This is a genomic window from Burkholderia sp. Tr-862, from assembly GCF_011753085.1.
GTDB classification, from domain to species: domain Bacteria; phylum Pseudomonadota; class Gammaproteobacteria; order Burkholderiales; family Burkholderiaceae; genus Burkholderia; species Burkholderia ambifaria.
Genome location: NZ_VWWG01000211.1, coordinates 1 through 9,570, shown reverse-complemented (window position 1 = coordinate 9,570; position 9,570 = coordinate 1). Strand labels below are relative to the sequence as shown.

The 9,570-nt window shown below is 67.6% G+C and carries 9 protein-coding genes; 5 read left to right on the top strand and 4 right to left on the bottom strand.

What is annotated here, in order from left to right:
• Window positions 1-381 (top strand): zinc-binding dehydrogenase (locus tag F3J14_RS31280; RefSeq protein ID WP_166726223.1); only part of this gene is annotated, 381 nt, incomplete at its 5' end.
• Window positions 382-477: 96 nt separating this feature from the next.
• Here the strand turns inward: F3J14_RS31280 and F3J14_RS31275 are convergent.
• Window positions 478-1,992, bottom strand: coding sequence for an MDR family MFS transporter (locus F3J14_RS31275; protein ID WP_166726222.1), 1,515 nt, complete (start codon window positions 1,990-1,992; stop codon window positions 478-480).
• A 229-nt stretch (window positions 1,993-2,221) separates the two neighbouring features.
• Between F3J14_RS31275 and F3J14_RS31270 the strand changes: the two genes are divergently transcribed.
• Complete coding sequence (locus tag F3J14_RS31270; protein WP_166726221.1) at window positions 2,222-3,781, top strand: methyl-accepting chemotaxis protein; 1,560 nt, start codon at window positions 2,222-2,224, stop codon at window positions 3,779-3,781.
• Window positions 3,782-3,844: 63 nt separating this feature from the next.
• On the opposite strand, the gene F3J14_RS31265 is transcribed toward F3J14_RS31270, so the two are convergent.
• Window positions 3,845-5,512, bottom strand: a complete 1,668-nt coding sequence (locus F3J14_RS31265; RefSeq protein ID WP_166726220.1) for an ATP-dependent helicase — start codon at window positions 5,510-5,512, stop codon at window positions 3,845-3,847.
• Window positions 5,513-5,632: 120 nt separating this feature from the next.
• Window positions 5,633-6,487, bottom strand: coding sequence for a helix-turn-helix domain-containing protein (locus F3J14_RS31260; protein WP_166726219.1), 855 nt, complete (start codon window positions 6,485-6,487; stop codon window positions 5,633-5,635).
• A gap of 529 nt (window positions 6,488-7,016) precedes the next feature.
• Here F3J14_RS31260 and F3J14_RS31255 point away from each other — a divergent pair.
• A complete protein-coding gene (locus F3J14_RS31255; RefSeq protein ID WP_166726218.1) occupies window positions 7,017-7,226 on the top strand; it encodes a hypothetical protein in 210 nt (69 codons plus the stop codon).
• A gap of 270 nt (window positions 7,227-7,496) precedes the next feature.
• The gene (locus tag F3J14_RS31250) at window positions 7,497-7,772 is read left to right on the top strand and encodes a hypothetical protein (protein ID WP_166726217.1); all 276 of its coding nucleotides are present in this window, start codon (window positions 7,497-7,499) and stop codon (window positions 7,770-7,772) included.
• A 354-nt stretch (window positions 7,773-8,126) separates the two neighbouring features.
• Here F3J14_RS31250 and F3J14_RS31245 read toward each other — a convergent pair whose 3' ends face one another.
• Complete coding sequence (locus F3J14_RS31245; protein ID WP_166726216.1) at window positions 8,127-8,774, bottom strand: hypothetical protein; 648 nt, start codon at window positions 8,772-8,774, stop codon at window positions 8,127-8,129.
• Window positions 8,775-9,021: 247 nt separating this feature from the next.
• On the opposite strand from F3J14_RS31245, the gene F3J14_RS31240 reads away from it, so the two are divergent.
• Window positions 9,022-9,570, top strand: a 549-nt coding sequence (locus tag F3J14_RS31240) for an FAD-dependent oxidoreductase (protein WP_166726215.1), incomplete at its 3' end; no start/stop codon positions are given.

Sequence of the window (9,570 nt, the reverse complement as noted above, 5' to 3'; positions counted from 1 at the left end):
CGCGCGTTCGGCGGCGGCGCGGGCGTCGACTATGCGATCGACGGGATCGGCGGCGACGTGCTCACGCGTACGCTCGGCGCGGTCCGGCCGTTCGGGATGGTCGCGAGCATCGGGCAGGTTGCCGCGATCGGCGCGCGGCAGACGATCGATCTCGACGAACTGGGCCCGGCCCGCTCGATCGCGCTGGCGCGGCCGAGCGTGCTCGGCTTCATTGCGCGTGACGTCGCGGGGTATCGGGAAGCGGCGCGCGCGACGCTCGACCGGCTCGCGGACGGGATGCACGTGGAGATCGGCGCGCGGCTGCCGCTCGGGCGGGCGGCCGACGCGCATCGGTTGCTGGAGTCGCGCCAGACGACGGGCGGGGTGGTGCTGGTGCCGTGACGGCCGAGCGCGCGGCGACCGAAAGTCGTGACGAGGGCCGCCTCGCGGTGGCGATCGGCGGGCAGGCGGCGGTGCCACGCCGCCGCTGCCCGCCGATCAGTGATGCGTGCGCAGCGGTGCACTCTCGACGAACCACGCGAGCACGAAGGCAATCGCGATCACGCCCGCCGCCGACAGATACACCACATGCAGCGACCCGGCGAACGCGTGCAGGTACGCATCGCGCACCGCCTCCGGCAACTGGTGCACGGCCGCCGGGCCGAGCGCGGGCGGCAGCTCCGTGCCGGCCGGCAGCGCCTGCGCGATGCGCGACTGCAGCCCGTGCGAGAACAGCGCGCCGAACGCGGCGACGCCGAGCGAGCCGCCGATCGAGCGGAACAGCGTCGCGCCCGACGTCGCGACACCCATGTGCCGGAATTCGACCGTGTTCTGCACGGCGAGCGTCAGCACCGGCATCACCATGCCGAGCCCGATCCCGAGCAACGCCATGTACGCGTACATGGTGTGCAGCGGCGTGTCGAGCGACAGCGTCGACAGCAGCGCCATCGCGATGCCGCCGATCAGCGTCCCCGCGATCGGAAACGGGCGATACGTGCCGAACCGCGAGATCAGCCGGCCGCTCGCGACCGACATCGCGAGCATCCCGCCCATCATCGGCAGCAGCTGCATCCCGGCCTGCGACGGCGTCGAGCCCTTCACGACCTGCAGATAGAGCGGAATGAACGTGACCGAGCCGAACAGCGCGATGCCGACGACGAAGCCGATCAGGCTCATCAGCACGAAGGTGCGCTGGCGGAACAGTTCGAGCGGCATGATCGGCTCGGCCGCGAGCCGCTCCTCGTAGACGAAGCCGCCGAGCGCGACCAGCCCGAGCACGAGCGTCATCCACAGCTGCAGCGACGACCACGGCAGCAGCGAACCGCCTTCACTCGTGAACAGGATCACGCAGGTGAGGGCCGTCGCGAGAAACGCGGCGCCCATGTAGTCGATCCGGTGCTTCACGTGCGCGGTGTGCGGCCGGAACACGATGCCGATCACCGCGAGCGCGAGCGCGCCGAGCGGCAGGTTGATCGTGAAGATCCAGCGCCACGACAGGTGTTCGACCAGAAAGCCGCCGAGCAGCGGCCCGACGATCGTCGCGAGGCCATACACGCCGCCGAACATCCCCTGGTAGCGCGCACGGCGCTCGGGCGGCACCAGGTCGCCGATCGCGGCCATCGTCACGACCATCAGCCCGCCGCCGCCGAGCCCTTGCAGCGCGCGCAGCACGATCAGCTGCGTCATGTCCTGCGCGATGCCGCATAGCGCGGAGCCGGCGAGAAACAGCACGATCGCGGCCTGCAGCACGATCTTGCGGCCGTACAGGTCGCCGAGCTTGCCGTACAGCGGCAGCACGACCGTCGACGACAGCAGGTACGCGGTGACGACCCACGACAGCTGGTCGAGGCCGCCGAGCTCGCCGACGATCGTCGGCAGCGCGGTCGACACGATCGTCTGGTCGAGTGCGGACAGCAGCATGACGAGCAGCAGCGCGGCGATCACCAGCCCGATCGGCGTGTCGCGGCGGGCCGCTTCGGCGGCCGGCGGTGCAAGGAGGGTATCGGTTCTCATCGAGATATCTGCCATGGCAGGGAATTGACCGAAATATAGAGACAATTGATTGACCAGTCAATTTCTGCCGAGCCTCGATTTGTTGCACCGGTAACAGAAGATTGCCGGCCGGGAAATTTGACCGCGATCACCCCGAAAGAGGGCCGGACTCAAGTTTTTTGCAGGCAAACCGTAATCCAGAGTGCCGCGTGCCCATTGCCGCGGCACCTTTCATCGCTCACGTGCCGTCATGAACCTGAACGCCCTGTTTTCCCGTTTCTCGATCCGTACGCGGATTTTTTCCACGCTCGGTCTCGTCGCCGTGCTGCTCGTCGTGTCGGGCCTGATCGGCCTCATCGGCATGCAGAGCTCGAACCGTGCGCTCGACGAGGCCTATACGCGCCAACTGGCCGCGAAGACCGCGCTGTCCGCCGCCAGCCTGAACCTGACGATCGTGCGTACCACGCTCGACCGCGCGCTGCTGCATCCGGAGGCGCCGGACGTGCCGGATCTCCTCAAGAAGGCCGACAACTATCTCGCGAAGGCCGACGCCGCGTGGCGCACCTACGCGGGCATGCCGCACGAAGGCGACGAAGGGCCGCTCGCGACCCGGCTCGACGCCGCGCGCCAGGCGCTGATCGGGCAGGCGTTGAAGCCGCTGATCGACGCGATCCGCGCGGGACGTCGCGACGACGCCGACCGGCTGCTGATGACGGTCGCGCCGCCGCTGTCGGTCGCGCTCACGCAGGCGACCGATGCGCTCGACGCGTACCAGGTCGCACGCGGCAAGGATGTCTACGACACCGCCCAGACCTACTACGGCTGGATGCGCGCAGGCGCGATCGCCGGCATTGCGTTCGGGCTCGCCGCGTGTTTGGGCTGCGCGGTCGGCCTGCATTTCGCGATCACGCAACCGGTGAACCGGCTGCTGTCGCATTTCCGCCGCCTGTCGGAAGGCGACCTGACGTCGGAAGTGCGCTGGTCGTCGCGCGACGAGATGGCCGAACTGGTCAAGGGCGTGACGGGCATGCAGCGCAGCCTCGTCGATACGGTGCGCCAGGTCAGCCAGGGTTCCGAAGCGATCTCGACCGCGACGCACCAGATCGCGGCCGGCAACACCGACCTGTCGCAGCGCACCGAGGAGCAGGCATCCGCGCTGCAGCAGACGGCCGCGAGCATGGAGCAGCTGACGGCGACCGTGAAGCAGAACGCCGATCACGCGGTCGAGGCGCAGGCCTGCGCGGACAGCGCGAGCGAGATCGCGACGCGCGGCGCGACGGTCGTCGGCGAAGTGATCGGCACGATGAACGAGATCGACCAGAGTTCACAGAAGGTGGCCGACATCATCGGCACGATCGAGGGCATCGCGTTCCAGACCAACATCCTCGCGCTGAATGCGGCGGTCGAAGCCGCGCGCGCGGGCGAGCAGGGCCGTGGCTTCGCGGTGGTCGCGGGCGAAGTGCGCACGCTCGCGCAGCGCTCGGCCTCCGCCGCGAAGGAAATCCGCACGCTGATCGGCGAGTCGGTCGAGCGTGTCGCGACGGGGTCGCGGCTGGTCGGCGTGGCTGGCGCGACGATGCAGGACATCCAGCAGGCGATCGGCCGCGTGACGGGCATCATGACCGAGATCGCGGCCGCGTCGAACGAGCAGCGTGACGGGATCGAGCAGGTGAACCTCGCGGTGTCGCAGATGGACCAGGTGTCCCAGCAGAACGCGGCGCTGGTCGAGCAGGCGGCGGCCGCGGCTGCGTCGCTCGAGGAGCAGGCCGACGGGTTGCGCCGGGCGGTGGGGGCGTTTCGCGTCGCGTGACGTGGGGAGCCGCGGGCAGGGCGGTCAGTTCAACGTCATGCCCGCCACCCGTCACCCGCCGCGTCAACCGCCCGTGAGCTGCGCGGCCGAGCGCGCCGACGCGACGAGCAGCAGCTTCATCGTCGCGCGCGTCGCGCCGACGAACAGCTTGCGGGCCGCGCGCGCATCGAGCGTGTCGAAGTCGATCTCGGTGAGGATCACGCACGGTGCGGATTGCCCCTTGAAGCGGTAGATCGAATCGAGCAGCACGTCGCCTTCGCGATATTCAGGGTTGCCGAACAGATCGTACTTGCCGGTGAAGCGCTTGACGCGGTGCGGGCCGAGCTGGTCGAGCGATGCGAGCACCGAGCTTTCGCGGCCGCGATACGACAACACCGCGATGTCCTGCTTGCGGAAGCCGAGCGACAGCGCGTGCGTGATCGCGCGCTTGGTCGCGTCGATGCAGGCTTCGGCGAGCGCGTCGCCCGATGCGCCGTCTTCACCGTATGACGACACCGACGGATCGGAACCGTCGAACGGGCTGCCCGAGCGCAGTTCCAGCGCGAGCGGCTCGACGCGGCCGACGATGTCGCGCACGAATTCGAGCAGGTCGCGCGGACTGCGGTAGTTCGTCAGCGCCTTCAGCGTGACCCAGCCGGGCAGCGCGACGGGCTCGCGCAAATAAAGGTTCTGCAGCGGGTCTTCCAGCCACCACCAGGCCCCGTCCGGCGCGAGCAGGCGCTCCAGTGCCGTCGCCCACGGCGCGTGGAAATCCTGTCCTTCATCGACGATCAGCACGTCGAAGCGCCAGCGTTCCGGAATCGGCGCTTCCGCAAAGCGCGCCTCGAGCCGTTCGAACGCACCCGGCACGTCGAAGTCGGGCGTATAGCCGCCGTCGCGCGCCACCCAGTCGCACAGCTGATGGTAGTTCGCGATCTTCGCGCCGGGCGGCGCGATGCGTGCGATGTAGTCGGCGAGCGGCCGGTTGAAACAGACGTAAAGCACGCGCTTGCCGGCCGCGACCGCGTCGCGCATCGCCTGCACCGCGAGCTGCGTCTTGCCCGAACCCGCGGTGCCCGTCACGCGCAAGCGGAACGGCGTGAACTCGAGCTGCCGCGCCCATGCGGCGAGCCCGCCCGACAGCCGCGTGACGAGCGTGCCGGCCTGCCCGACGAGCGCACTCGTGTCAGGCGTGAGCGCCAGCTCGTCCGCGAGGAAATGATGCAGCTTCGCCGCGGTCGGCAACGTTTCGTCGTGCTCGGGCAGGATCTGCAGGATCACCTGCGCGAGCTGCGTCTTGCGCGACGCGTCGACGATGCGATCGGCCGCGACGCCGGCAATCGCCGTTTCCCGGATCGAGTAGTCGGGGCAGTACAGCAGCGCCTCGACGCCGTAGACGCCCGCGCCGAGCGCGGCGGTCAGCCGCCGGTGCAGCGTCTCCTGCGTGCGCGCGAGCTGGATCGGGACGTTGCGCTCCTTCTGCAGGTAGACCTTCACGAGCCCCTTCGGCGTTTCGCGCAGGAAGCCGGCCTTCTGCTCGATCAGCAGCACGCGGCCGGCCGGGCTCACGACGACGAACGCCGCTTCGCCGAACACCGAGAAGCCTTGTTCGGCGCGCGTCCAGTGCACGCCGTGATAAACGGTGTAGGTGTCAGGCAGCGCGTGTTCGAGGGCGGCAAGCGTCTCGCGCTCGCGTTCGGCCGCGCCGGTGGCGGCGAGGCTTTTCCAGTCGTCGGGAATGAGGCGGGCCATGAAGGGGCGGCGGATGCCGGTCGTGAACAGGGTCCGGCTATTGTACTGAGGAACCTGTTCGCGGCCGCTGCGCCGCGCGGGCGCCGGCCATGCGAAGGCGGGCGCCGCGGTGGGCGGGCGTTACCCGCGTGCGAGCCGTTTTGCGAGATCGGCGCTGAGGATCGCCATGCGTGCGGGTTTTTCGTAGCAGACGACGTCGAACGTGCGGATCACTTCGCTGATGTCCGCTTCGCTCGCGCGGCCGGTGAGCAGGTCGCCCGTCAGTACGAAGATCGGCGCGCCCGGATTGTCGGACGTGCGCACCGCCTTGATCGCGGTGGCGGCCGTGCTGCCGTCGAACAGCCATTCGGTGACGACCGCGTCGAACGCCTGGCCCTGCAGCGCATCGACGAACGGCGCGAGGCCGCCGAACGCGGCCGTCGCGAAACCCTGCCGTTCGAGATAGCGGCACAGCTCGGTCGCGCTGACGCAATCGGGATCGATCACCGCGACGACGAGCTTGTCGCTCTCCGCGCGGCGCGGATAGATCTCGATCTTGTGCACGTCGTATGCGTTCTGGTACAGCACACCCGTGTGGCGCAGCACGCGCCAGCGGCCGTTCTGTTCATAGGCGACGAACTCGGGGCGCGCGCCGGCTTCGAGCGGCGCACCGATCCATGCGGTGCACGGAATTTCGGCGACGCCGGCGTACAGTACGGCCTCCTGCGAATAGGCGCCGACCATGCCGGGGTCGAGCGTTTGCGCGCCGAACAGTTGTGCGGCGGGCTCGCCATAGGCTTCGGCGACTTTCTTGATTTGCGCGAGCGTCCAGGGGCTGCTGCCGCGCAACTTGCGGTGACCCTGCGAAAAGCTCAGGTCGAGGATGCGGCACAGCTCGGTGGTTTGCTGGCGCTTGCCGATGCCGTTGCGGGTCATCAGTTCGCGCACGCGCTCGGCAACCGCGAGGGAATCCGTGGTGATTGCTTCAGTGGTCATGCTACGGGAACGGATCTTGACGTTCAGAACGACGCCTTGCGGCAGTCTCGGCGGACAGTCTTGACGACGTCCAGTGGCGAGCCGACCGGCCACGCGCGGAAAAGATAACTTTACCGCAAAACGCCGGCCATTCCATGTCGCGAAAGGTGCGTTTCTGTGAAAGGTGTGTCACGACGTTACGGCGGCCCGGCGGCGTGCATCGCGCGCCACTGGCCCGTTCGCAACCCTCGGGCAGGGATTGCGCGGCGCCGGGACACGATTCCTCGCAAGGCGGCACGTAATCGCACGGCACGGCCGACGGGATGCACCATGGCAGGGCGCATTCGCGGTCCGGAGCGCGGCGTCGTGCCGCTTTCCGGCGACAAATATTTACATCACCTCGCGCGTCCCGGTCGGGCGGAACCGCATCTTATACGCGGATCGTTTGATGGTTTAGTCTAATGAACCCGCTGCGGCTACCTTCGCGAGCGGCGTGAACGCGGCGGGGCGCCATGCTACGATTCCGCCGTCTCAAAAAAGCGTTGATGCGATGCAGAAGAAATTTGTGATGCGCGGGTACGAGATGAACTGCGAACCGCGCGTGACGGAGGACGGCAAGTACGCCGCCCAGGTCGAGGTCACGAAGCTGGGTTTCAGCCGCGAGGCGGCATTCCGCAAGCTGGGCGAATTCGATACCGAAGCCGAAGCCGTCGCCTATGCGAAAAAGTTCTCCGAAGAGTGGCTGACCCGCTACGCGTAGCGCGACGTTCGCCCGTGCAAGACGGGCGCCGGCCTGAGCGGCGCGTGCCCGCACCTTGAGTCCAAGGGCCCCGAGACGGGCGGCCCCTTCACAGCGAAAACACGACGGACGCCCCCGAATGCGCGGCGTGGATGGCGCGCGCCATTCGCGTGACCGCCTTTAATTCATCTCTGACGGTTGTCAATATTCGGGGAAGTTTGTAGATTCATTCCCCACACTGTGAGGTATCGTTTGACGATCGATTGACGGCAACGCAATGGGAGACTGCGCATGAGCACGTTGTGCATGCAGACCGTCGTTCACGGTAAAACTGTGCGGGTCATGTTGTCGCTGGAGCGTCGTACCGCCAGGATCGACATTGTCGACGACGAAGCGGGCAGCCATCCGCCTCGCACGATGAGCATCGAACAGTACGTCAAAGCCGGCATGGCGGACGACGAAATCGCCCGGCATGTGCTGGAAGTCGTCGCGATGTCGCTCGAGCAGCTTGCTCGGCTGCAGCCGTTCGACCGCGCGACACGCGCACGAATGCGCTATTCACACTGATCACTCCGATGCCGCTGGTGCCGGGGCCACCCGACGCGAGCCGCGCATTCCGACCTTCCGTATCGATCCCGGGTTGCGATTCGCAACGGGTTGCGCGCGAGCGCGGTCGTGCCGACATGGCCTCGCGCGTATCGCGCCTTCAGCATTTCGTCCGCGAGGCGATAGGCGGTGACCGCACGCCTGGATTCGTAGTCGGCGATCGTCGACACGCTGCGGCCGGCGTCTCGTGACAGCAATGACGTAAGGTCCTTGATTACATGGCGAGCAGCGGATCTTTTATGTTGTGAAGTACTAATGAGATGCGCGTTGCGCTCCATCGCGACCATTGATCCATTGCGGCCGAATGCGAGCGACTCACGCCGGCATATACATGAACGGCTCGCCGTCCTCCCGCTCCACGGAAAGCAGCCGCTGGAGTTGATCGAGCGCGAACAACTGCTTTCCTTCCGCCGCCGCCTCGGCGATCGCGGCATCGACCAGTTTCCTCGCCCGCGCGAGAATCACGGATCGCTGACGCACGATCTCGAGCACCATGCGTTGCTCGATGTTCTGACGGCTCGATTGCTTGTCGCTCAGATGACGCCAGCGATCGCGAAGCTCGGCCCAGGTAATGCGCTGAAATTCCGGAATCGTGCGCGGGAGCGTGCCCGCTTCCGCGGGCTCGGGCTGGGCGCGCAATGCACAGCGCAGTGCTTCGCGGGCGCGCCACTCGTCTGAAAACGGCGCATATACGTCACGCGAGCGACCGATCGGATTCGCTCGCGCGATTTCCTTTTCGAGCAGGTAAGTCAGCCGCCGCAGCGCCGAGCCATGCGCGAGCATGCCCGGATCGAGCACGCGGATCCGGCGCGATGCGTCCGCGACGTGAGCCTTCAGTTCCCACAGCGTCAGGCGAAGGTGCTGCACTTCGAGTATCAGGCGCTGTACGTCTGCATAGGTGCACTTCGTCCACCATCCGGTGAGATCGTTCAGCTTCGGGGGATCGAATGGGGGGAGGATCATTGCTGCTGCAGCGATACTGTATGGATATACAGTTTATCGCGCGGTAACATAGCGCCGTCAAGGCGAAAAAATAGGGACGGCCGATGGGCGACCATGACCGGCGGCCGGGCCGCGGCCGGCGGGCCGAACCGCTCAGCGGCCTTCCCGCGCGTTCGCCAGCCACATCCGGAACCCGACAGCCTGATCCGGTGGCCGCCATCGCGAACGTCGATGGATGCGCCGGATGGCTCGACGCCAACAGAGAACAATGACGACAACTTATCCGCTGCACGATGCATTGACGCACGCCGACACGGCGTTTCCGGCCGAAGCCGACATCGTGATCGCCGGCGCCGGCATCATGGGCTGCGCGGCCGCGTACTACCTTGGCCTGCGCGGCCTGAAGGCCGTGGTGCTCGACAAGTCGCGCATCGCCGGCCAGCAATCGACTCGCGCGTGGGGCTTCGTGCGGCAGCAGGGCCGCGAGTCGGCCGAAGTGCCGCTGATGATGGCCGGCATGCGGATCTGGGAAGGGCTCGAGCAGGCGCTCGGCTTCGACCTCGAGTGGCGGCAGGGCGGTTGCCTCTATATGGCGGACAACGAGGACGACTGGGCGTCGTTCCAGGCGTGGCTCGCCGTCGCGCGCGAGCACGGGCTCGACACGCGCACGCTCACGCGCGCGGAAATCGACGAGCGCGTGCGCGGCCTGTCGACGCAAGCGCGCACGCTCGGCGGGCTCTATACCGCGACCGACGGGCAGGCCGAGCCGCGTCGCGTGGCCGCCGCGTTCGCGGCGCGCGCAACCGAAGCCGGCGCG